Origin of the sequence: Paraburkholderia sartisoli, from assembly GCF_900107685.1 — a bacterium.
GTDB classification, from domain to species: Bacteria; Pseudomonadota; Gammaproteobacteria; order Burkholderiales; family Burkholderiaceae; genus Paraburkholderia; species Paraburkholderia sartisoli.
In genome coordinates, this window is sequence record NZ_FNRQ01000010.1 from 13,825 (window position 1) to 36,908 (window position 23,084).

A 23,084-nucleotide genomic window follows, 5' to 3' on the forward strand; every position below is an offset into this window, starting at 1 on the left:
TATCGGTGTAACGAGCCGAGGGTATTGAAAAGGAAAACCTATGCAAACCAGTTTGTTGAAGCCCAAGATCATCGCAGTTGAATCGCTTGGCGACAGCCATGCGAAAGTGGTCATGGAACCGTTTGAACGCGGTTACGGCCACACCTTGGGTAACGCGCTTCGGCGTGTGCTGCTGTCGTCGATGGTGGGCTATGCGCCGACCGAAGTGACGATCGCAGGCGTCGTGCACGAATACTCGACGCTTGACGGTGTGCAAGAGGACGTAGTCAACCTGTTGTTGAACCTGAAGGGCGTCGTGTTCAAGCTGCACAATCGTGACGAAGTCACGGTTACGCTGCGCAAGGAAGGCGAAGGCGTTGTCACCGCTGGCGACATCGAACTCGCGCACGACTGCGAGGTGATCAACCCGGATCACGTGATTGCGCATCTGTCGAAGGGCGGCAAGCTCGACGTTCAGATCAAGGTCGAGAAGGGCCGCGGCTATGTGCCGGGCAACGTGCGTCGTTACGGCGAAGAGTCGGCCAAGATCATCGGCCGCATCGTGCTGGATGCGTCGTTCTCGCCGGTTCGCCGCGTGAGCTACGCCGTTGAGAGCGCGCGTGTCGAACAGCGTACCGACCTCGACAAGCTCGTCATGAACATCGAAACCAACGGTGTGATTTCGCCGGAAGAAGCGATCCGTCAATCGGCGCGTATTCTGGTTGATCAACTGTCGGTGTTCGCTGCTCTGGAAGGTACCGAAGCAACGGCCGAAGCGCCGTCCCGTGCGCCGCAGATCGATCCGATCCTGCTGCGTCCGGTGGATGATCTCGAACTCACGGTTCGTTCCGCGAACTGCCTGAAGGCCGAGAACATCTATTACATCGGCGACCTGATCCAGCGCACGGAAAACGAACTGCTGAAGACGCCGAATCTGGGCCGCAAGTCGCTGAACGAGATCAAGGAAGTCCTCGCTTCGCGTGGCCTGACGCTCGGGATGAAGCTCGAAAACTGGCCGCCGGCTGGTCTGGACAAGTAAGTCGAGAAAGAGTCGCAGTTGTACCGCGACTGGCAAAGACGCGGATTTTCCTTTAAAATCCGCGTCTTGTCTTTTTTTACTACCGGCCCGTGTGCTCACCCGCCTTGAGATTGGGCGAAGCACGATAGAAGAGCTGGATCAAAACTCTGAATCAAAGGAATCAACATGCGTCACCGTCATGGTTTGCGGAAACTGAACCGCACGAGCAGCCACCGTCTGGCAATGCTCCGTAACATGTCCAACTCGCTGATCGAGCACGAAGTCATCAAGACGACGCTGCCGAAGGCGAAGGAACTCCGTAAAGTCGTCGAGCCGCTGATCACGCTCGGCAAGAAGCCGTCGCTGGCAAATCGTCGCCTGGCGTTCAATCGCCTGCGCGATCGTGACTCGGTCACGAAGCTCTTCGAAGTCCTCGGCCCGCGCTACGCGAACCGTCCGGGTGGCTACACGAGCATCCTGAAGTTCGGCTTCCGTGTCGGCGACAACGCTCCGATGGCGCTGGTTCAACTGATGGACCGCCCGGAAATCGTCGAAGCAGACGACATCCAGGAAGCAGAATAAGCTCCCAGCATTCGTGAAAAGCCAGGCAAACGCCTGGCTTTTTTTGTTTGTGCGGCTGAATGTCGCGTTGGGGGCGTTCAGCGAGGTTATGGGGTGCGGTGATACGATAGCGTGATCGAGATACCTGCCTGTTGGAGCACGCTGTGAGCGCAATCGTGACCTTGATGCTGACGACGGCGCCCGACACGGAATCGGCGGATAAACTCGCGTCGGGCGCGCTGAATGCGCGCCTCGCTGCATGCGTGACGCAACTCGGCACGGTGCGTTCCAGCTACCACTGGCAGAACGTGATCGAATCTGCCGAAGAGATCCAGTTGCTCTTCAAGACGAGCGTCGCGCGGGCGCTGGAGCTCGAACAGTACATTCAAACTCACCATCCGTACGACATCCCGGAAATCCTTTCGTGGCAAGTCGCTGCATCGGTGGCTTATGGCCAATGGGTCAATGCTGAAACTCAACGCACTCTACATGTTTAACCGTTCCAGCCGGCTCGCGCGCGACCCGTTGCGCGCCGCCGTCATGTCGTTGTTATTGCTGCTCGTCATGGCATTGGGCCGGCCGGCTGTCGCCGCGGACGATTTCCTCGATCCCGACGTCGCCTTTAAATTCAGCGCCACCGAACAGCCTGGCGAAGTCGACGTGCATTACAAGATCGCCGACGGCTACTACATGTACCGCGAGCGCTTTGCGTTCTCGACCCGCAACGGCACGGCCAGTCTCGGCGAACCTGTTTTGCCCGCGGGCCACGTCAAGTTCGATCAGACATTCCAGAAGAACGTCGAAACGTATCGAGGCGAATTGACGATCCGCGTTCCCGTGAAGTCCGCGGCAAGCGGGTTCGACATTGCCGTGACATCGCAGGGATGCGCCGACGCGGGCATCTGTTATCCGCCGATGGAGCGTGTCTACCACGTGAAGGGGGCGGCGCTGCAGGCGGCTGGCGCGGGTGGTACTGCGGGCGGTGCCACGGCGAGCCCGGAGGTCTCCCAGTTTTCGCCGCTGGCCCAGAGCGGTGAGACGTCGTGGTACGAGCGGGCGACCAGCGCCGACTACGCGGCGTCACTGCTTCAGGGCGGCGGCTTTTTCGCGATCGTCGGCCTGTATTTTATTGCGGGCGTCGTGTTGAGCCTGTTGCCGTGTTCGTATCCGATGATCCCGATTCTGTCGGCGATCATCATTGGCGAAGGCGCGCGGGTGACGCGGGCACGCGGATTCTCGCTGTCGGTGGCGTATGTGATCGGCATGGCGCTCGTCTATACCGCGCTGGGCATCGTCGCGGCGCTCGTCGGGCAGAGCCTCGGCGCGTGGCTCCAGAATCCGTGGGTGCTCGGCGCGTTTGGCGTTCTGTTGACTGTCTTCGCTCTGACGTTGATCGCCGGTTTCGATATCGCGTTGCCGCGACGCTGGCAGGACGGCGCCGCACGCGTCTCGCAAGGCCCCTCCGGTGGCAAATTCGCCGCTGTGGCGGGCATGGGCGCGCTGTCCGCGCTGGTGGTGGGCGCGTGCATGACGGCGCCGCTCTTCGCCGTTCTCGCGTTTATCGCGCACACGGGCAACGCGTTGCTGGGTGGCGCCGCGCTGTTTTCGATGGGAATCGGCCTCGGCGTGCCGCTGCTGATCATCGGTCTTGGCGCTGGAACACTGCTGCCACGCGCGGGTGTGTGGATGGACAGTGTGAAGGTATTTTTCGGGGTCGTATTGCTGGCGGCCGCCTTATGGATCGTCTGGCCGGTGCTGGGCGCCAGCGTGCAGATGCTGCTGGGTGCGCTCTGGCTGTTGATCGCCGCGGCTGCGCTGGGGTTGTTCACGCCGGGTGCTGGTGGCAATTCGGTGTGGCGTCGGCTTGGCCGTGGCGTGGGTGCAGCGCTGACAATCTGGGCTGCCGTCCTGCTGGTGGGGCTCGCAGCCGGATCAACCGATCCGTTGCGTCCGCTCGCGGTACTCGCGGCGCGCGGCGGCGCATCGGTCGCGGACGCGTCCGCAGGCCAACTGGTGTTCGCGCCTGTACGCTCGTCGGGGCAACTCGACGAGGCCGTCAAAACCGGGGCTCAACCCGCGATGCTCGATTTTTATGCGGACTGGTGCGTTAGTTGCAAGGAGATGGAGAAGTTCACGTTCAGCGATCCGCGCGTGCGTGCGAAGCTGCAGCAACTCAATCTGCTGCGCGCCGACGTGACAGCCAACAATCCCGACGACCAGGCGCTGCTCAAGCGCTTCAAGCTGTTCGGGCCGCCTGCGATCATCTTCTTCGATCATGGCGGTAACGAAGTGCTGCGAGTCGTCGGCTATGAGTCGGCGGACGTGTTCCTGCGCAGTCTGGAGCGTGCCGCGGCGGTGAAGTCGTAGCGAGTCTATGTGATGCAGGTACACGGCCTGGCAAGATTGGCGAGGCGTGTCGTGTCGCCGATGCAACCGCGCGTACATCGCTAACCGCCGGCATGCGTCATTCAGCTTGAAAAAAAGCGCTTCGCAATCGCGAAGCGCTTTTTTACGTGAAGGCCGCTCCAACGCGCCCGAAACCGCTACTTCTGCGACTTCAGGATCCGCGCCGCATCGAGTGCGAAGTACGTCAGCACGCCATCCGCACCGGCGCGCTTGAACGCCAGCAGCGATTCCATCATCGCCTTGTCGTGATCGAGCCAGCCGTTTTGCGCCGCCGCCTTCAGCATCGCGTACTCGCCGCTCACCTGATACACGTACGTCGGAAACCGGAACTCGTCTTTCACGCGACGAACGATGTCGAGATACGGCATCCCAGGCTTCACCATCACCATGTCCGCGCCTTCTTCGATGTCCATGCGCACTTCGCGCAGGGCTTCGTCGGAATTCGCCGGGTCCATCTGATACTGCATCTTGTTGCTCTTGCCGAGGTTCGTCGCCGAACCGACGGCATCGCGGAACGGGCCATAGAACGCCGAAGCGAACTTGGCTGCGTACGCCATGATCCGCGTATGGATGAAATCCTCGCTCTCGAGCATTTCGCGGATCGCGCCGATCCGGCCGTCCATCATGTCCGATGGCGCGACGATGTCGACACCCGCCTCGGCCTGCGCGCGCGCCTGCTCCAGCAGGATTTCGACCGTCTGGTCGTTGATCACGTAACCCGCTTCGTCGAGCACGCCGTCCTGCCCGTGACTCGTGTACGGATCGAGCGCGACGTCGGCCAGCACGCCAAGATCGGGGAAATGTTTCTTCAACTCGCGGATTGCGCGCGGAATCAGACCGGCTGCGTTCGTGGCTTCGCGCCCGTCGGGCGTCTTCAACGAGGGCTCGATCGCCGGGAACAGCGAAATCACAGGCACGCCAAGCTCGACACACTGTTCGGCGACGCCCATCAGCAGATCCACCGAAACACGCTCGACGCCGGGCATCGACGCGACGGCTTGCCGCACGTTCGTGCCTTCGACGACGAAAACCGGGTAGATCAGATCGTTGGTGGTGAGAATGTTTTCGCGCATCAGACGGCGCGAAAAGTCGTCACGGCGCATGCGGCGCGGACGGTGATGCGGATAAAAGCTCATGTCAGTATCGTGCGTGGAGAATGTCGAAAAATGCCTGCCCACCGCGTTGCCAAACCTTTTTGAGACAATGGTATATCATACCGATCGAGCAAGGCGCCATGCGCTGACCTCCCCGCTTCTCCTCCCTGAGCGGGTGCCTGTCGTTTTTCGATTAGGCTGTTTGACCCGCCGTCTCTAGCGGCGGGTTTTTTTATGGGCGGCCGAAACAACACAAGTGGGCCAGTACGGCGCGGCTTACGCAGCTGGCGCTTCACCTTCGCTAGCGGCTGGAATCAGCCAGCTTTCGAGCAGTGCGTGCGCCTCATCCAGTCCGACGCGCTTGAGCGCGGAAAAAAGCTGCACGGTCAATTCGCCCTGATAACCCGCCGCACGGTACTCGGCGAGCCCTTTCTGTGTCGAACGCAACGCGTTGACGCTTTCCTGGCGCGTCAATTTGTCGCACTTCGTGAGCAGCGTGTGGATCGGCTTGCCGGTGGGCGCAAACCATTCGATCATCCGGCGATCCAGATCGGTGAGCGGGCGGCGCGAATCCATCATCAGGATCATGCCGCGCAACTGCGCGCGCGACTGCAGGTACGACGACAGCAGCGCCTCCCAGTGGGCTTTCGCGGCGCCCGGCACTTCGGCGTAGCCGTAGCCCGGCAGGTCGACGAGATGGGCCACCGGCTCGTCAGCGGGGCCGACGGAGAAGTAGTTGATGTGCTGCGTGCGCCCGGGTGTCTTGCTGGCGAAGGCCAGCCGCTTCTGATTGCACAGCAGGTTGATCGCGGTCGACTTCCCGGCATTGGAGCGCCCGGCAAAGGCGACTTCGGGTTGAGACGTGGCCGGCAGATCACGCAGGTGATTCACAGTCGTGAAAAAACGGGCTTGGTGGAGCAGGAAGGACATGAGGGAACCAGGATGTGAGACGCCCGGTAGCCCGGAGCGGGGACGGGACAAGCCCGACTGGCGTCTTCGCGATTAGCGAGTTATTGTACAATACGGCGGTTTACTGGAGACCGGCGAGGCAAGGAGCGTGCCTTACGGGCAATGGCCTCGGCAGTAAAGAATCGCAGTAAAAGCATCACCGTCGTATTTTGCAGAACCTCTAATTCCCACAAGACGAAACAGGGTGTGCGAATGAATCGACTGTTCAGGTCTCTGATGGTGCTTCAAGTTGCGGCAGGTCTTTCAGGTTGGGTGGTCGAGGCAAGAGCAGCGGATCCGGCAAAGCCGGACGTGAATCGGGGGCAGGCAATCGCGGCGCAGGTTTGCGCTTCGTGCCACGGCGCGGACGGTAACAGTGCCGGCGGCGCGTATCCGAAGCTGGCTGGTCAACACCCCGAGTACCTCGTCAAGCAGCTCAAGGATTTCAAGACGCAGCCGGGTGCAAAGCAGCCGGCGCGTAACAATGCGATCATGGCGGGCATGGCTGCCGCGCTATCCGATCAGGACATGATCAACGTAGCCGCGTATTTCGCGACGCAGGTGCCAAAGCCCGGCTACGCGCACAACAAGGACACGGTGCCGCTCGGGCAGAAGATCTATCGCGGTGGAATTGCCGACAAGGGCGTTCCGGCGTGCGCGAGCTGCCACGGCCCAACGGGCCAGGGCATTCCGTCGCAGTATCCCCGTCTGTCGGGGCAGTGGGCAGATTACACGGTGGCGCAGCTGACCGCGTTCACGCAGGGGCCGGGCGCTCGCAACAACAACGAAGCGATGCACACCATCGCGTATCGTTTGTCGGATAGCGAGATCAAGGCAGTAGCGGATTACATCGCGGGTCTGCATTAAAGCAGTCCGCTGCAGGTACAACCGGCCCGTCGAGGCCGGTGAAAAACAAGAAAAGGGTGGGGGCGTCGTCTCGTGGCGATCGCCCTTCACCCTTTTTTGCTGTTCAGTCGGAGTATGAATGAGCGTTACCACGTCGGGTCTGGAGTTGAAGTCGGGTCAGCGCGCGATGCGTCGTGCGGTCGAGTTGCTGAGTTCGATGCGCTTTGCGATCGCACTGCTCGTGATCCTGTCGATCGCGAGCATCATCGGTACGGTGCTCACGCAGGACGATCCGTATCCCAATTACGTCAATCAGTTCGGCCCGTTCTGGGCAGATATCTTCCGCTCGCTGAGCCTGTACACCGTGTACAGCGCGTGGTGGTTCATGCTGATCCTCGGCTTTCTGATCGTGTCGGTCTCGCTGTGCGTGATCCGCAATGCGCCGAAGATGATCGCCGACATGAAGAGCTGGAAGGACAAGGTCCGCGAAGGCAGCCTGCGTGCGTTCCATCACAAGGGTGAGTTCGCCGTGCATGGCACGCGCGCGCAGACCGCCGCGCTGCTCGCGAAACTGTCCGGCAAGCTGGGCTACAAATTCGTGGTGCGCGAGACCGAAGGCGCGACGCTGATCGCAGCCAAGCGCGGCGCGCTGACGAAGCTCGGCTACATCTCCGCGCACATTGCCATCGTCGTGATCTGTATCGGCGGCCTGCTCGACAGCAATCTGCCGATCAAGCTGCAGATGTGGCTCTTCGACAAGACGCCGATCCGCAGCAATACCGTCATCAACGACATTCCGGAAGTGCACCGGCTCTCGCAGTCGAATCCGACATTCCGCGGTTACGCGTGGGTGCCGGAGGGCCAGCATGTGTCGACGGCGATCCTGAACCAGCCGGACGGCTCGCTTATTCAGGATCTGCCGTTCTCGATCGAACTGAAGAAGTTCATCGTCGATTATTACTCGACTGGCATGCCGAAGCTCTTCGCGAGCGATATCGTCGTGATCGACCACAAGACGGGCGCGCGGGTGCCGGCGCGGGTCGAAGTGAACAAGCCGTTTGAATACGATGGCGTGTCGATCTTCCAGTCGAGCTTCCAGGACGGCGGCTCGCAGATGCAGATGACCGCGTTTCCGATGACCGGCGACACCACGAAGACCACGCCGTTCGGCGGTCCGATTGGCGGCACGGCGCCGCTCACGGCATCGATTCCGGGCGCGGACGGCGAAACCGTCGAATTTACCGATTTCCGCGCGATCAACGTCGAGAACACGTCGAACGCCAATGGTGCGACGGATGCGCGCGGCGTCGCCGCGCACCGCTCGCTCAAGGAAGCGTTCGACGAGCGTCTCGGTTCCGGCGCGAAGACGTCGAAGCCGGTCGACCTGCATAACGTCGGCCCGTCGGTCCAGTACAAGGTACGTGGCAAGGACGGCCAGGCGCGCGAGTACAACAACTACATGCTGCCCGTCGACGTGAACGGCGAGCGCATGTTCCTCGCCGGCATGCGTTTGAACCCTGACGATCCGTTCCGCTACCTGCGCATCCCCGCCGACGCGGGCGGTACGGTCAACGAGTGGATGAACCTGCGCGCGGCGCTCGAAAATCCGGCCATTCGCGCCGAAGCCGCGCATCGCTTCGCGCTGCGCTCGGTGCCCGGCTCGAATCAGGAACTGCAGCAGCATCTTGACGAAAGCGCATCGCGCGTCCTGACCCTCTTTGCCGGCGCGGACGACGCGGGCGGCAAGGCACCGAACGGACAGGTGGTTGGCGGCTTCCAGGCGATCGCCGGCTTTATCGATCATTCCGTGCCGAAGGGCGAGCAGGAAAAGGCCGCGGGGCTGCTGTTGCGCATGCTGGAAGGCTCGATGTGGGACGTGTGGCAACTCGCCCGCGAACAGGCCGGCGAGGCCGACGTCAAGGCCGATGCGAACAACAGCCGTTTCGTGCAAAGTGCGATCAATGCGCTTTCGGACAGCTTTCTGTACGGATCGCCGGTCTATCTGCAGCTTGATTCGTTCAAGCAGATCCAGGCTTCGGTATTCCAGTTGACGCGCGCGCCCGGCAAAAAAGTCGTGTATCTTGGCAGCCTGCTCCTCGTATTGGGCATCTTCTCGATGTTCTACGTTCGTGAACGGCGCCTGTGGTTCTGGCTCAAAGATACTGAACACGGCGTGAATGTCGTGATGGCAATGTCGAGCGCCCGCAAAACCCTCGATTTCGAGAAGGAATTTGCCCAGACGCGCGACTCAGTCGGCGCCGTGCTGGGCGTCAAACCCACCGATGCATCCGACGCCACCGGCCCTTCCGGCGCGCGCAAGTCGGCAGGCTCACAGGATTCGACCCGGTAAGATCATGGACTTGTCTCAGGTTTCCCCTTCCTCTTCGCGCAAGCATGCGCCCGCCAATCCAGCGTTCGACGCCGCGCTTTTCGACGAGCGTCCGTTCCTGAAGCGCCTCGGCGTCGTCGACTGGCTGTTTGCGCTGGCGATGGTCGCGGGCGCGGGTTTCGCGCTGTCGCGCTATCACCCGTTCATGAACTACTACGACAAACTGGTGCTGGTGTGCGCGGTGCCGGTTTTCGTCGTCCTCGGCTGGCGCTGGAAGCCGGCACGGCTCCTGATCGCGGGTATCGCCGTGCTGTCGCTGTTCTCGATCCAGCTCTATCACGGCGATCTGACCCGCGCCGACAGTACGTTCTTCCTCAAGTATTTCCTGTCGAGCCAGTCGGCCATTCTGTGGATGAGCGCGCTCTTCGTGCTCGCCACACTGTTCTACTGGATCGGCCTGCTGTCGCGTTCGCCGACGGGTGCCGCGATCGGCTCGAAGATGACCTGGGCCGCTGTTTTGATGGGCTTCGTGGGCCTGATGGTGCGCTGGTACGAGTCGTATCTGATCGGCGCGGACGTCGGCCATATTCCAATCTCGAACCTGTACGAAGTGTTCGTGCTGTTCAGCCTGATCACGGCGCTCTTCTATCTGTATTACGAAAAGCACTACAACACGCGTGCGCTCGGTGCGTTCGTGCTGCTCGTGATCAGCGCGGCCGTCGGCTTTCTGATGTGGTATTCGATCGCGCGCGATGCGCAGCAGATCCAGCCGCTCGTGCCGGCGCTGCAAAGCTGGTGGATGAAGATCCACGTGCCGGCGAACTTCATTGGTTACGGCAGCTTTGCGCTGTCCGCGATGGTTGGCGTCGCGTACCTGTCGAAAGAGCGCGGCGTGCTGGCTGACCGCCTGCCGCCGCTCGAGGTGCTCGACGATCTGATGTACAAGTCGATCGCCGTTGGCTTCGCGTTTTTCACGATCGCCACGATCCTCGGCGCGCTGTGGGCCGCGCAGGCATGGGGCGGCTACTGGAGCTGGGACCCGAAGGAAACCTGGGCGCTGATCGTCTGGCTGAACTACGCAGCCTGGCTGCATATGCGGCTTATGAAGGGGCTGCGGGGCGCGGTCGCCGCCTGGTGGGCGCTGACGGGTCTGCTGGTGACGACGTTCGCCTTCCTCGGCGTGAACATGTTCCTGTCCGGGCTGCATAGTTACGGAAAGCTGTAAGATTTCTGGTTCTCTCCCGACTGAATAACCGCCGGCATGCTTCGCACCGGCGGTTTTTTTATGGCGACGCGGAATTTTCGCGAATCCAGACTGTTTGTCCGGATAGGACACAGGCAGGCAAGGTCGAACGATCATGAACGTGGCCCGCACGGCCATCGAGGAGCAGCAGATGTGGATCAAGCAAAGCGACAGGATTCAGCTCAGCGGTGACGACATCCCGCGCAGCGAAATCACGCCGCGCCGGATATTCGAGAACCGGCGGCGCGTGTTACAGGTGGCTGGGGCGACGGCGATGGGCAGCCTGATTGGCGTCAGTGGCGAAGCGCTGGCGGCGTTCACGGCGCCCGACAGCAAGGCGCAGAAGCTCAAGGCCACGACGAACGCAAAGTTCGTCGCCACCGACAAGGTCACGCCGTTCAAGGACGTGACGACGTACAACAACTTCTACGAATTCGGCACCGACAAGGACGATCCTGCGCGCAACGCGGGGACGTTGCGGCCGCGTCCGTGGCGCGTGAGCGTGGAAGGCGAGGTGAAGAACGCCCGGGTCTACGACATCGACGAACTGCTGAAGCTCGCGCCGCTCGAAGAGCGCGTGTACCGGCTGCGCTGCGTCGAGGGCTGGTCGATGGTGATTCCGTGGATCGGCGTGCCGCTCGCCGAACTGATCCGGCGCGCGCAGCCGACCGGCAACGCGAAATACGTGGAGTTCGTCTCGCTGGCCGATCCGTCGCAGATGCCGGGGTTGTCGACGCCGATCCTCGACTGGCCGTATTCCGAAGGGTTGCGCATGGACGAAGCGATGAATCCGCTGACGCTTCTGACGATGGGCGTCTACGGTGAAGTGCTGCCGAACCAGAACGGCGCGCCGGTGCGCGTCATCGTGCCGTGGAAGTACGGTTTCAAGAGCGCGAAGTCGCTGGTGAAGATCCGTTTCGTCGACACGCAGCCGAAGACCAGCTGGAACACGTACGCGCCGAAGGAGTACGGTTTCTATTCGAACGTGAATCCGAATGTAGACCATCCGCGCTGGAGCCAGGCGACCGAGCGGCGCATCGGTGAGGACGGCTTCTTCCAGCCGAAGCGCAAGACGCTGATGTTCAACGGTTACGGTGACCAGGTTGCGTCGCTGTATCAGGGCATGGACCTCAGGAAGAACTTCTGAGCATCGACGACATGGCTTCCGACATGCAGGGTATTTCAGATTCCTCGACGCGAGGCGGCCGCGCTTCGGCTTCGGGCGCGACGCGCAGACCGGCCGCGGCGGCGGGCAACCGCTGGATCGTACCCGTGAAGATCGCTGTCTTTATCGCGGCGTGGTATCCGCTTGCGCGGATCGTGTTTTTCGGGTTCACGGACCGGCTCGGTGCCAATCCAATCGAGTTCATCACGCGCTCGACGGGTCTGTGGACGCTCGTGTTTCTGTGCATCACGCTGGCCGTGACGCCGCTGCGCCGGCTGACGGGCGTGAACGCGGTGCTGCGCTTTCGGCGCATGCTCGGCCTCTATGCGTTTTTCTACGGGGCACTGCATTTCACGACCTACATCTGGTTCGACAAGTGGTTCGACGTCGCGGAGATCCTGAAGGACATCGGCAAGCGGCCGTTTATCACGGTCGGTTTTGCTGCGTTCGTGCTGCTGACCGCGCTGGCGGTCACGTCGCCGAAAGCGATGGTGCGCAAGCTTGGACGTCGCTGGCAGACGCTGCATCGCGCGATCTATGCGATTGCCGCGCTCGCGATCCTGCATTTCTGGTGGATGAAGGCGGGCAAGCACGACCTGCTGCTACCGAAGATTTATGGCGCGATCGTGATTGCACTGCTCGGCTGGCGCCTGCTCGTGTGGCTGCGCGAGCGGCTCACAAAACGGGAAGCCTCGCGACGACGCTAAATGGCGCGGACGAAAAAAAATCGATGCCCGTCAAGGCATCGATTTTTTTATGGGCGACAGACAGATGCGCGGATGCGATCAGTCTGGCAGCAGCGACTCGCCTGCGAAGAGCGCCTTCACTTCCTCACGGGCACGCGCGATGTGTACCTTGTCGCCGTCGACCATCACCTCGGCCGCGCGAGGACGCGTGTTGTAGTTCGAACTCATCGTAAAGCCGTAGGCGCCGGCGGAGCGGATCACGAGCAGATCGCCTGGTTCGACGGCAAGCTGCCGGTCGCGGCCGAGCCAGTCGCCGCTTTCACAGACCGGGCCGACGACGTCGTACACCTGAGCCGGCTGGCCGTCGCGCTGCACGGCGGCTTCGATCCGGTGGAACGCTTCGTACATCGCCGGACGTGCCAGGTCGTTCATCGCGGCATCGACGATCGCGAAGTTCTTTTCCGCGCCCGGCTTCAGGAATTCGACGCGCGTGAGCAGCACGCCCGCGTTGCCGACCAGTGAGCGGCCAGGTTCGAAATACACTTCACGATGACCGTGACCGCGCTGCTCGATGCGATCGAGCAACGTGCGCACGAAGTTGCCGATATCCGGCGGCGTTTCGTCGTCGTAGACGATGCCGAGACCGCCGCCCACGTCGACGTGACGGATCGTCATGCCGTCCGATTCGATCTGCTCGACGAGGTCGAGCAGCTTGTCGATTGCGTCGAGATACGGCGCGATTTCGGCGATCTGCGAGCCGATGTGGCAGTCGATGCCGACCACCTCGAGGTTCGGCATCGCGGCGGCGGCGCGATACGTGGCGCGCGCGTCTTCGAATGCCACGCCGAACTTGTTCGACTTGAGACCGGTGGAAATGTACGGATGCGTTTTCGCGTCGACGTCCGGGTTCACGCGCAGCGACACGGGCGCCTTCTTGCCCATCGACCCGGCTACTTCGTTGAGACGATCGAGTTCGGGAATCGATTCGACGTTGAAGCATTTCACGCCGGCCGCGAGCGCTTCGCGCATTTCGTCGGCACTTTTGCCGACGCCCGAGAACACCACGTTCGCCGCCTTGCCGCCCGCCGCGAGCACGCGGGCGAGTTCGCCGCCGGACACGATGTCGAAGCCCGCGCCGAGGCGCGCGAACACGTTGAGCACGGCGAGATTGCTGTTCGCTTTCACCGCGACGTGAACCTTCGCGCGGCGTCCGGCGCATGCGCTGGCGTACGCGTTCCACGTTTCGGTGAGCGCGGCGCGGGAATAGACGTAAAGCGGCGTGCCGAACTGTTCGGCGAGCGAAACGACGGAGACGCCCTCGGCGTGGAGCACGCCATCGACGTAGGCAAATGCGGATAAAGTCATGCGGGAATCTTATTGATCGGAAGAGGTGCCGGAAGCCGGAAGCGCTGTTGCTGGCGACGAGCCCGCACCGGGTGCCGCACGAAGTTCGCTATCCGGCGACAACGAAAGCGGATTGCCCGAGGTATCCGGTACGGTGCCGACTACGCCCTTCGATGTCGACATCCCGCTCGAAGCGGTTTCTGCGTCGGGACGGACTTCGTCGGGTGATGGCGGTTGCGTCTGCTCGTTGGGTTTTGCCGGCAATGGCGGTACTGTAGGCAAGTAGAGCGCGCCGCGTTGACCGCAGCCGCCGAGTGCCGCGCCTGCGAAAATGGCTAAAGCCGCTACAATCGCGCGGGGCGCCGCCGCGCTCATCCTGAATGCGACTCGCATGACTGTCCCTGAATGATTAATCGCTGGAGTTTAGCATGTCCGACAGTGAATACCTGACCCGCGCGGAGGCCGTTCTGGCCGCTGTGGAGCGCGCCATCGACGACACCGACGCCGATATCGAATTCGAACGAAGCGGCAACGTCTTGACGCTCGAGTTCGAGAACAAGACGAAGATCATCGTGAATCTTCAGCCGCCGATGCGCGAAATCTGGATCGCCGCGAAAGCGGGCGGGTTCCATTTCCGCTTCACCGACAACGCGTGGCGCGACACGCGCAACGGCACCGAATTTTTCTCCGCGCTGTCGGACTACGCGACGCAGCAGGCAGGCGAGACGGTGACGTTTGAGCCCTGAGCGTTCGAGGCGACAAATGAAAAAGCCGCCGCACCTTCCGGTGCTGGCGGCTTCCAGAAGAACGCGCTGGTAGCGGTGAATGAACGGGCCCAATCGCCCGCGTCAATGTCCCCTGAACAGCTTCATGATGTCCTGCTTTTCCTGTTCACCTACCTGCTCGGGCGCGGCGGCCGATGCGCCACTCGCTTCATCGAGCGTCGCCTGGCTCACGCCCACCGTCGACACAAATCCGTGTCCGGGCGTGAAGTCGTCGAAGTACAGTTCGTCGCCGATCGACACCACGTCTTCCGGCATCGGCATCTTGTACTCGGGCACGCCCTTTAGCGCGCGGCCCATGTAGTCGACCCATACCGGCAACGCGAGGCCACCACCCGTTTCCTTGTCGCCGAGGCTGCGCGGGTTGTCGTAGCCGATCCATGCGATCGCGGTCAGCGTGTGCTGGTAGCCGGCGAACCACGCGTCGCGTGAGTCGTTCGTGGTGCCCGTCTTGCCGGCGAGGTCGGTGCGCTTCAGGACGTTGGTTTTCGCGCCCGTGCCGCGCTGCGCGACGCTCAGCAGCAGGCTGTTCATCACGTAGGCGTTGCGCGGCTCGATGGCATGCGGCGCGCTTTGCCCCGCGACGAGCGGCTGGGCGTGCGCCACGACCACGCCGCGCTGATCGGTTACTTCCGCGATCAGATAAGGATTGATCCGGTATCCGCCGTTCGCGAACACCGAAAAACCGCCGGCCATCTGCAATGGCGTCACGAGCCCGGCGCCGAGCGCCATCGGCAGATAGGCCGGATGACGATCCGCGTCGAAACCAAAACGCGTGATGTACTGCTGCGCGTACTTGGTGCCGATGTGGTTCAGGATGCGGATCGACACGAGGTTCTTCGACTTCTGCAGCGCGGTGCGCATGGTCATCGGCCCATCGAAGCCGCCGCCGTAGTTCTTCGGCTCCCACGCCTGGCCACCTGTTTCGGCGGCGCTAAAGAAGAGCGGGGCGTCGTTGATGATCGTCGCCGGCCCAAGCCCTTTTTCGAGCGAAGCCGAATAGATGAACGGCTTGAAGCTCGACCCTGGCTGACGCCATGCCTGCGTGACGTGATTGAACTTGTTCTTGTTGAAGTCGAAACCGCCGACCAGCGCGCGGATCGCACCGTCCTGCGGAACGACCGACACGAACGCGCCTTCGACCTGCGGCAACTGCGTGATCGACCAGCTGTCGTCTTCGTTTCTCACGACGCGGATGATGGCGCCGGGGCGCACGCGCTGGTTCGGCTGCGCGCGCGTGCCGAGCGCAAACGAAGCGAAGCGCAGGTTGTCGCCCTGAATCGTGATCGGGTTGCCGTCGATGAACGTGGCCTGCACCTGCTTCGGACTGGCCGACGTGACGACCGCCGCGATGATTTCGCCGTTGTCCGGGTGCTCGATCAATGCGTCTTCGATGGCCTGTTCGCGCTCGTCGGCGTCCGATGGCAGTTCGATGAACGCCTCGGGCCCGCGATAACCGTGGCGCCGCTCGTAGTCCATCAGCCCTTTGCGAAGGGCGCGATACGCGACGTCCTGGTCGGCCGAATCGATTGTGGTCACCACGTTGAAGCCGCGTGTGTACGCTTCCTCGCGATACTGCGCGTACATCATCTGCCGTACCATTTCCGCGACGTATTCCGCGTGTACGCTGAATTCCCTGCCGGCGCCCTTCACGATGAGCGGTTGCCTTGCCGCGGCGTCGTACTGTTCCTGCGTGATGTAGTGCAAATCCCGCATGCGCGTGAGGATGTATTCCTGACGCACCTTGGCGCGCTTCGGATTGACGACCGGGTTATACGCCGACGGCGCTTTCGGCAGTCCCGCCAGCATTGCCGATTCGGCGAGCGACAGGTCTTTCAGGTCCTTGCCGAAATACACGCGCGCCGCGCTCGCGAAACCATATGCGCGCTGACCGAGATAGATCTGATTCATGTACACCTCGAGAATCTGGTCTTTCGTGAGTTTCGACTCGATCTTGTAGGCGAGCAGGATCTCGTAGATCTTGCGCGTGTACGTCTTCTCGCTCGACAGAAAGAAGTTGCGCGCGACCTGCATCGTGATCGTGCTTGCGCCCTGCGTGGCATGGCCGTTCGACAGCGCGACGAAGCCCGCCCGCGCGATGCCCTCGAGATCGACGCCGCCGTGGTCGTAGAAGCGCGCGTCTTCAATGGCGAGCACCGCTTTCTTCAGACTGTCCGGCACGTCCTGAATATGAACGATGTCGCGCCGCTCCTCGCCGAATTCGCCAATCAGTACGTGGTCGGCCGTGTAGATGCGCAACGGCACCTTGGGCCGGTAATCGGTCAGCGCTTCGAGCGAAGGCAGGTTCGGTGTTGCAACGACGAGCGCATAGCCCAGCACGAGCCCGGCGCTCACGATGCCCGCAATGACGAGACCCGCGAAGCCGAGGATGAGCGTGAGCCACAGCGGACGTTTGCGCTTTGGCGAGACAGGCGGCGGGGACGCAGGCGAGGGGGATTGCATATGAATACCAGAAAAACAGTCCCGCGATTATAGCTGCCCGGACCGGAAGCTTTCGACGTGCTTACGTCCGGACGGTGCGCCGCGCAGGGGATGATCTAACTGTAGCTGTTTTGCCTGCGCGCGGGGCATGCGCGAGGCCGCGTTAGCCATCCGGCCGAGTATCGCGTGGGATGACCGCTGAGCAGAATTCCTCCTGTCGCCGCGTCCGAATGGTTCGGCGCGCGATTCTGGAGGGAGGTGTCATGGCGCTCAGAAATGCGTGGATGCCGGTGGTGCGCCGTTTTGCAGCGGGCATCGATATCGGTCAGCAGGAAATCAGGCTCGTCGTGTTGAGCCAGCGTGGGGGGAGCGGCAGCCCCGTGCGGCTCGAGTTCATCGCCGTCGAGCCGTTGTTCACGGGCGCGCTGGCGGGCGCGGAGATCGTCAATCGCGCGGCGGTGGGCACGGCGCTACGCGCGCTCGTTGCGCAACTGCCGCGGGATCTCAGCACGCATCTGTTCAGGTGTGCGATGGCCATGCCCGCGTCGGCCACGATGACAACCTCGGTGCCCATGGCGAACCTTGCCGCGTCCCATCGACCGTTCGTCGGCGATCACGCGCTTGCTGCGCTCGAGCCGGCTGTCATGGCCGAGGCGGAGCGCGTCGCGGGCATCGAGCGGCATGCGCTCGCGGTCGACTGGTTCATCGACGATTCGCCGCAGCGCAGTGGCTGCGTGACCATCGCGGCAACCACCAGAACACACCTCGAAGCGCGCATGGAATGCGCCGCGGCCGCGGGTATCACGCTCACCGCGATCGATGGCGAACCGCACGCCGCGTTGCGGGCGATGCGTCATGTGGCTTCGCTCGAACTCGACGAGTCCGATGCCTACGTGGCGATCTGGGTTGGCGACGAGGGCGTGCATGGCTGGCGCGTCGCCGACGAATCGATCGTCGCGGAAATGCGCTATCCCGCGCCGGAACATGCCGATCTCATCGAGGCGCTACGCGATCTTGCGGGCGAAGGCGTGAGATGCGCCGTTCTGAGTGGCCAGGTCGCACTGCTCCAGGGCATTGGGTTCACGGCCGCTGATCTGGGTGACGTGCTCGGCTGCATGGTGCTTCCGTTCGAATGTGTCCCGCCAGGCGACGACACCCTTCCGCTTCGTGACGATCTGCTGCATGAACCTGCGTTTGCAGTCGCATTCGGTCTCGCATTGCGCGGACTCATGGAGTGATGCGCGTGCCATTCCTGCAGATTTTCGCTGTGCGCAAGCCCGTCGGGCGACGCGGGAAACCGCGCGGATTCAACCTGTTGCCGTATCGCGAGCGTGACAGGCGCCTGGCCCGGCGACGCTGTGCGCTTGAGTGGTCCGGGGCGGCCGCCGCTGGTGCTGTTGCGGCGCTGATGCTGGCCGGCTGGCATGCCTTCGAGAGTGTACGGCTCGACCAGCAACGCGCTTCTGTTGAACGCGCGCTCGCGCAGCTTGCGGCGCCGCTCGCGGAGCAGGCCGCGCTTCTTCGCGATGCGCGCGAACGCAAAGCGCGTGAGGCGCAGACAGTGATTTCGTCGGCGCCGCTTGTGCATCTGCTCGATCTGATGGAAGCGTTGAGCGAAGACGATGCGCCCGATAGCGACGGTGTCGTCGTGCAGGAAATGCGACATCGTCCGCACGAAACCGAATTTCGCGCGACGGCCGTCAACCACGTCGCTCCCGCTGCGTGGCTCCGGCGACTGGCGACGGTGCCGGGTTCGCAGGACGTGGAGATGAAAGAGCTGCATCGAACGTTGCCGGGAAACGGGCCGCCCGTCTCACCGGCTGCACGTGATGCGGTGGAATTCGCCGCGCGCGTGCGCTGGGCAGGTGTCCCGGGTGACTCAAAGAGAGCGTCTGTGCTGGTGAACTCAAACGCGCAGGCAGACAACACGAGAGGTAAAAAATGAACAGTGCGATTGCTGGCCGTCTGGCCAATGCTAATGGTGGCGGCTTCGTTGCAACATTGCTCGCCCACGCACGCCTTCCGCCCGAAGCATGGAGCGGGCGACGTCGATCCGCTTTTGCTTTTCTTGTCGCGCTCGCGGTCTTTCTTGCCGGGACACACGCGTGGCAACGCGCCGATCTGGGTGGCGCGCAGTTGAGCCGCTCACTCCTCGATCAGGCGCGACAAAATCTGGGCGAAGCACGGCTGGCGACGACGCGGTTGCCTGCGTTACGGCTTGCCGCTGCCAACGCCCCCGCATTGCGCGACGCTACGAACTGGACGTCCGCGGACGATCTGCATGCGGTATCGCAGCTGGCCGGCAAGCATGGCGTCGAGTTGTTGACGCTGGAACCGCAATCGCTGGCGGGAACGGGAATCACGGCAACGCGCCCTCTGCGTCTCACGGCGCGCGCTGATTTCGCCGAGTGGCTGGGATTTCTGCGCGGCCTGCCAGACCTGCCGACGCTTGTCGTGCCGGGCGACGTGACGATCAAACGGCAAGGCGACATGCTGACGGTCAACGCGACGCTCGATACGTTTCCCGCACTGCGTCCCGTGCTTGCGCGGCACGCCGGGGAATCGACGGCTGATGCCGACGACGATTTCCTCTTCTTCGATCCGTTTTCACCCGTGAACCGGCCGGTGATGGCGGAAGACGCCTCGCTGCGTCTCGTTGGCCTGTTGCGCAATTCGCTGCGGGGTCTTGCACTGGTTGAGACATCCGGAGGCATTGCCACAGTGACGGTCGGTGACCATCTGGGCGTCGAGCACGTGACGCGTATCGACGCGCCTGGCGTCGGGCTCGCGGGAAATGGCCGGACACGCACGCTGACGTTCGCGGAGGTGGCGTCATGAGCGGGACGCCGCGCTTTTACGGCACGCTGTGCTGGTTATGTCTGAGTCTGGGCGTCGGTGCGACGCCAGCCCTCGCGTCGTTGCCGCCGTTGCCCGAATACATGCCGATGGACGACGCACTGGCTCCCTACGGATTGCCGCCGTTGCCTCGCAGCGCGAATGCAGGCGCGTCGAACATGTCCGACGAAGGCATTGCGGCGAAACGTGTGTCGCCTTCGGACATGGAAAATGCGTCATCGGCAACGGATTCTGCTACAGACGAAATCCCGAAGGACCGTGAAACAGCGGCTACCGGAAGCCAGCCATCGAAATCGCCCGGCGGTGACTCCAATACCCCGCAGGCGCTGGAGGGACCGCCAGTTCCGCTTGCATCACCGCAGCGGATGAGCTCGCCGACGCCCGCAGCAGCGGACGACACGCAGGACGCCGCCCGGCCCATCACGCTCAGCTTCCAGCATGCGGAGCTGGGCGCCGTACTTGATGCGTTCGCGCGTTTCACGGGGCTCAACATCGTCGCAAGCGAGCGGGTGCGTGGCTTCGTATCGTTGCGGCTCGACAAGGTGCCCTGGCGGGCCGCGTTCGATACGCTGCTCGACGTCAACGGCCTTGCGATGGAGCGGCGCGGCAACGTCATCTGGGTCGCCCCTGTCGCGGACCTCGCCGCGCGCGAGAAGCAGCGCTTTGAAGCCCATGCGAGGGCCGCCGATCTGGAGCCGCTCGCGAGCCGCATGTTCGAGCTGCACTATGCGCACGCCGAGGACATCCGGAAACTGCTGGGTGCCTCGGGCGCTCAGCGCGTGCTGTCCAAACGCGGTTCCGTCATGGCTGATCCGCGCACCAATCTGCTGTTCGTCACCGACATCGCGGGGCGCCTCGAGCAGATCGCCGTTCTGCTCGCGTCGCTCGACCGGCCGACGCGGCAGGTGCTGATCGAGGCGCGCATCATCGAAGGCGAGCAGGGGTTTTCGCGCAATCTGGGCGTGCGGCTGTCGATGAGCGCCACCAGCACCGACGGCACTTCGCGCGGATTGAGCGGCGGCAAGGAGGGCGCCGTCTACGATCTGTCGGCGCGGCCGATTGCGGGCTTCGACGCGGCGACCGCCGGGCTGACGTTATTCGCGGCTCACGCCACGCGGCTTCTGAACATCGAGTTGAGCGCGCTGGAGGCCGAGGGACGCGGCCAGATCGTCTCCAGCCCGCGGGTCGTGACAGCCGACCGCATGAAGGCGGTCGTCGAGCAGGGTACGGAGTTGCCGTATCAGGCCAAGGTTGGGCAGGGCGTTTCCGGCGTGCAGTTTCGCCGCGCGACGCTCAAACTGGAGGTCGAACCGCAGATCACGCCCGACGGCCGGGTGATCCTGGACCTCGACGTGGCGAAAGACAGCGTCGGCGAGCAAACCGATGCGGGGCCGGCGATCAACACCAAACATGTGCAGACGCGAGTCGAGGTGGAAGACGGCGGGACGGTGTCGATCGGCGGTATTTACGCCTCCGACGACCGTAACGATGTGACGCGGGTGCCGCTCCTGGGCAAAATACCGCTTCTGGGCGCGCTTTTTCGTCATACGGCGCACCGAGACCAGCGTAGCGAACTGGTCGTTTTCATCACGCCGCGCGTTGTGCAGACGAATTGACGGTCGGTCGCAGCGTCCGGCTGCAGGCTCGACAAGGCAGTCGCTTTGCCTTTAAGCTGCGGCACGAACCATACCGGATTAGCCAGAGGACACCGTTGCAACCGCGGGACGCAAACGCCAATGTATTTTTTGTAGGGCTCATGGGGGCGGGTAAAACCACCGTGGGCCGGGCGGTGGCGCGCCGGCTGGATCGCCCGTTCTTCGATTCCGACCATGAAATCGAGGCGCGTACGGGCGCGCGCATCGCCACCATCTTCGAACTCGAGGGTGAGACGGGTTTCCGCGACCGGGAAGCGCATACCATCGCCGATCTGACCGGCCGCGACAAAATCGTGCTCGCGACGGGCGGCGGCGCGGTGCTGCGCCCCGAAAACCGGGAAGTGCTGAGCAGCCGTGGCCTCGTCGTCTATCTGCGGGCCAATCCGCATGACCTCTGGCTGCGCACCCGCCGGGACAAGAATCGCCCGCTGCTGCAAACCGAAGATCCGAAAGGCCGGCTCGAAGCGCTGTATTCGGTGCGCGATCCGCTTTACCGTGAATGCGCCGATTTCGTCATCGAAACCGGGCGTCCGTCGGTCAACGGGCTCGTCAACATGGTGCTGATGCAGCTCGAGATGGCCGGCGTCGCCCGACATCCTGCGTCATAATGCCAGGCATGATTACCGTCAACGTCGAACTGGGCGAACGCGCCTACCCCATCCATATCGGTGCCGATCTGATCGGCCAGACCGCGCTTTTCGCGCCGCATATCGCGGGCGCGTCCGTCACGATCGTCACCAATACCACCGTCGATCCGCTCTACGGCGACGTGCTGCGCCGCGCGCTGGCGCCGCTTGGCAAACAGGTCTCGACGGTCGTTTTGCCGGACGGCGAGGCGCACAAGAACTGGGAAACGCTCAACCTGATCTTCGACGCGCTGCTGACCGCCCGCGCCGATCGCAAGACGACGCTCATCGCGCTCGGCGGCGGCGTGATCGGTGACATGACCGGTTTCGCCGCGGCGTGCTACATGCGCGGCGTGCCGTTCATCCAGGTGCCGACAACGTTGTTGTCGCAGGTCGATTCGTCGGTGGGCGGCAAGACGGGCATCAACCATCCGCTCGGCAAGAACATGGTCGGCGCGTTTTACCAGCCGCAGGCGGTGATCGCGGATATCGGCGCGTTGCGCACGCTTCCGGCGCGCGAACTCGCGGCCGGCGTCGCCGAAGTCATCAAGACGGGCGCGATTGCCGACGCCGCGTTCTTCGACTGGATCGAAGCGAACGTCGACGCGCTCAACCGTTGCGAACCGCAGGCACTCACCGAGGCGGTCAAGCGTTCGTGCGAGATCAAGGCGTCGGTGGTCGCGGCCGACGAGCGCGAAGGCGGGCTGCGGGCGATCCTCAATTTCGGCCACACGTTCGGGCACGCGATCGAGGCGGGCCTGGGTTACGGCGAATGGCTGCACGGTGAAGCCGTCGGTTGCGGCATGGTGATGGCGGCGGACCTGTCGGTGCGTCTCGGTCATCTCGACGAGGCCGCGCGCACGCGTCTGGTGGACGTCATCGTGGCTGCCCACCTGCCCGCGCGCGCGCCCACGCTGGGCGATTCGCGGTACATCGACCTGATGAAGGTCGACAAGAAAGCGCAGGCCGGCGCGATCAAATTCATCCTGCTGAAGCGTTTCGGCGACACGCTGATCAGCGAGGCACCCGACGACGTCGTTCGAGCAACCCTCGCGGCGGCAGTCTGACCGCAGCCCGCGGGTGTCTGCGCCGGCGTCGTCCATG

At 63.1% G+C, this 23,084-nt stretch carries 21 protein-coding genes; 16 read left to right on the plus strand and 5 right to left on the minus strand.

What is annotated here, in order from left to right:
• The first annotated feature begins 40 nt into the window (after nt 1–40).
• From BLV45_RS23750 to dsbD, 4 genes are all read left to right on the plus strand, one after another.
• Complete coding sequence (locus BLV45_RS23750) at nt 41–1,018, plus strand: DNA-directed RNA polymerase subunit alpha (protein ID WP_090537207.1); 978 nt, start codon at nt 41–43, stop codon at nt 1,016–1,018.
• A gap of 165 nt (nt 1,019–1,183) precedes the next feature.
• The gene (gene rplQ, locus BLV45_RS23755; protein WP_090537209.1) at nt 1,184–1,579 is read left to right on the plus strand and encodes a 50S ribosomal protein L17; all 396 of its coding nucleotides are present in this window, start codon (nt 1,184–1,186) and stop codon (nt 1,577–1,579) included.
• A gap of 164 nt (nt 1,580–1,743) precedes the next feature.
• Nucleotides 1,744–2,055 carry a divalent-cation tolerance protein CutA gene (gene cutA, locus BLV45_RS23760; RefSeq protein ID WP_090537439.1) on the plus strand — a complete coding sequence of 104 codons (312 nt, stop codon included), beginning with the start codon at nt 1,744–1,746 and terminating at the stop codon, nt 2,053–2,055.
• Nucleotides 2,048–3,925 (plus strand): protein-disulfide reductase DsbD, encoded by a 1,878-nt coding sequence (gene dsbD / locus BLV45_RS23765; protein WP_090537211.1) that lies wholly within the window; start codon nt 2,048–2,050, stop codon nt 3,923–3,925. Before cutA ends, dsbD begins: the two co-directional genes overlap by 8 nt.
• A 176-nt stretch (nt 3,926–4,101) precedes the next feature.
• On the opposite strand, the gene hemB is transcribed toward dsbD, so the two are convergent.
• Together hemB and yihA are read right to left on the minus strand one after the other, a co-directional pair.
• Entirely contained in the window at nt 4,102–5,100 is a 999-nt protein-coding gene (hemB, locus tag BLV45_RS23770; protein ID WP_090537213.1) for a porphobilinogen synthase, read from the minus strand.
• 234 nt (nt 5,101–5,334) lie between these two features.
• Nucleotides 5,335–5,988, minus strand: a complete 654-nt coding sequence (gene yihA / locus BLV45_RS23775) for a ribosome biogenesis GTP-binding protein YihA/YsxC (RefSeq protein WP_090537215.1) — start codon at nt 5,986–5,988, stop codon at nt 5,335–5,337.
• Between the two features lie 231 nt (nt 5,989–6,219).
• Between yihA and BLV45_RS23780 the strand changes: the two genes are divergently transcribed.
• From BLV45_RS23780 to msrQ, 5 genes are all read left to right on the plus strand, one after another.
• Nucleotides 6,220–6,873, plus strand: a complete 654-nt coding sequence (locus BLV45_RS23780; protein ID WP_090537217.1) for a c-type cytochrome — start codon at nt 6,220–6,222, stop codon at nt 6,871–6,873.
• Between the two features lie 118 nt (nt 6,874–6,991).
• On the plus strand, nt 6,992–9,202 hold the full coding sequence (locus tag BLV45_RS23785) for a cytochrome c biogenesis protein ResB (protein WP_090537219.1): 2,211 nt from the start codon (nt 6,992–6,994) through the stop codon (nt 9,200–9,202).
• A gap of 4 nt (nt 9,203–9,206) precedes the next feature.
• Nucleotides 9,207–10,406: a c-type cytochrome biogenesis protein CcsB gene (ccsB, locus tag BLV45_RS23790; protein WP_090537221.1), complete on the plus strand. Its 1,200-nt coding sequence runs from the start codon at nt 9,207–9,209 to the stop codon at nt 10,404–10,406.
• Nucleotides 10,407–10,575: 169 nt separating this feature from the next.
• Nucleotides 10,576–11,571 carry a protein-methionine-sulfoxide reductase catalytic subunit MsrP gene (gene msrP / locus BLV45_RS23795; protein WP_090537441.1) on the plus strand — a complete coding sequence of 332 codons (996 nt, stop codon included), beginning with the start codon at nt 10,576–10,578 and terminating at the stop codon, nt 11,569–11,571.
• A gap of 11 nt (nt 11,572–11,582) precedes the next feature.
• Nucleotides 11,583–12,296 (plus strand): protein-methionine-sulfoxide reductase heme-binding subunit MsrQ, encoded by a 714-nt coding sequence (gene msrQ / locus BLV45_RS23800; protein ID WP_090537222.1) that lies wholly within the window; start codon nt 11,583–11,585, stop codon nt 12,294–12,296.
• 78 nt (nt 12,297–12,374) lie between these two features.
• Here msrQ and lysA read toward each other — a convergent pair whose 3' ends face one another.
• A complete protein-coding gene (gene lysA / locus BLV45_RS23805) occupies nt 12,375–13,640 on the minus strand; it encodes a diaminopimelate decarboxylase (protein WP_090537224.1) in 1,266 nt (421 codons plus the stop codon).
• Nucleotides 13,641–13,649: 9 nt separating this feature from the next.
• Nucleotides 13,650–14,012: an LPS translocon maturation chaperone LptM gene (gene lptM / locus BLV45_RS23810; RefSeq protein ID WP_090537227.1), complete on the minus strand. Its 363-nt coding sequence runs from the start codon at nt 14,010–14,012 to the stop codon at nt 13,650–13,652.
• Nucleotides 14,013–14,047: 35 nt separating this feature from the next.
• On the opposite strand from lptM, the gene cyaY reads away from it, so the two are divergent.
• A complete protein-coding gene (gene cyaY, locus BLV45_RS23815) occupies nt 14,048–14,365 on the plus strand; it encodes an iron donor protein CyaY (RefSeq protein ID WP_090537229.1) in 318 nt (105 codons plus the stop codon).
• Nucleotides 14,366–14,467: 102 nt separating this feature from the next.
• Here the strand turns inward: cyaY and BLV45_RS23820 are convergent, their stop codons facing one another.
• A complete protein-coding gene (locus BLV45_RS23820; protein ID WP_090537231.1) occupies nt 14,468–16,864 on the minus strand; it encodes a penicillin-binding protein 1A in 2,397 nt (798 codons plus the stop codon).
• A gap of 242 nt (nt 16,865–17,106) precedes the next feature.
• On the opposite strand from BLV45_RS23820, the gene pilM reads away from it, so the two are divergent.
• From pilM to aroB, 6 genes are all read left to right on the plus strand, one after another.
• Nucleotides 17,107–18,081 carry a type IV pilus biogenesis protein PilM gene (gene pilM, locus BLV45_RS23825; protein WP_090537233.1) on the plus strand — a complete coding sequence of 325 codons (975 nt, stop codon included), beginning with the start codon at nt 17,107–17,109 and terminating at the stop codon, nt 18,079–18,081.
• 5 nt (nt 18,082–18,086) lie between these two features.
• The gene (locus BLV45_RS23830) at nt 18,087–18,788 is read left to right on the plus strand and encodes a fimbrial assembly protein (RefSeq protein ID WP_143130470.1); all 702 of its coding nucleotides are present in this window, start codon (nt 18,087–18,089) and stop codon (nt 18,786–18,788) included.
• Nucleotides 18,785–19,681 carry a hypothetical protein gene (locus BLV45_RS23835; RefSeq protein WP_090537237.1) on the plus strand — a complete coding sequence of 299 codons (897 nt, stop codon included), beginning with the start codon at nt 18,785–18,787 and terminating at the stop codon, nt 19,679–19,681. The genes BLV45_RS23830 and BLV45_RS23835 overlap by 4 nt, the downstream gene beginning before the upstream one ends.
• Entirely contained in the window at nt 19,678–21,315 is a 1,638-nt protein-coding gene (locus BLV45_RS23840) for a type IV pilus secretin PilQ (protein ID WP_090537239.1), read from the plus strand. Before BLV45_RS23835 ends, BLV45_RS23840 begins: the two co-directional genes overlap by 4 nt.
• 95 nt (nt 21,316–21,410) lie before the next feature.
• A complete protein-coding gene (locus BLV45_RS23845) occupies nt 21,411–21,962 on the plus strand; it encodes a shikimate kinase (RefSeq protein WP_090537241.1) in 552 nt (183 codons plus the stop codon).
• A gap of 8 nt (nt 21,963–21,970) precedes the next feature.
• Complete coding sequence (gene aroB, locus BLV45_RS23850; protein WP_090537443.1) at nt 21,971–23,047, plus strand: 3-dehydroquinate synthase; 1,077 nt, start codon at nt 21,971–21,973, stop codon at nt 23,045–23,047.
• The last annotated feature ends 37 nt before the right edge of the window (nt 23,048–23,084 follow it).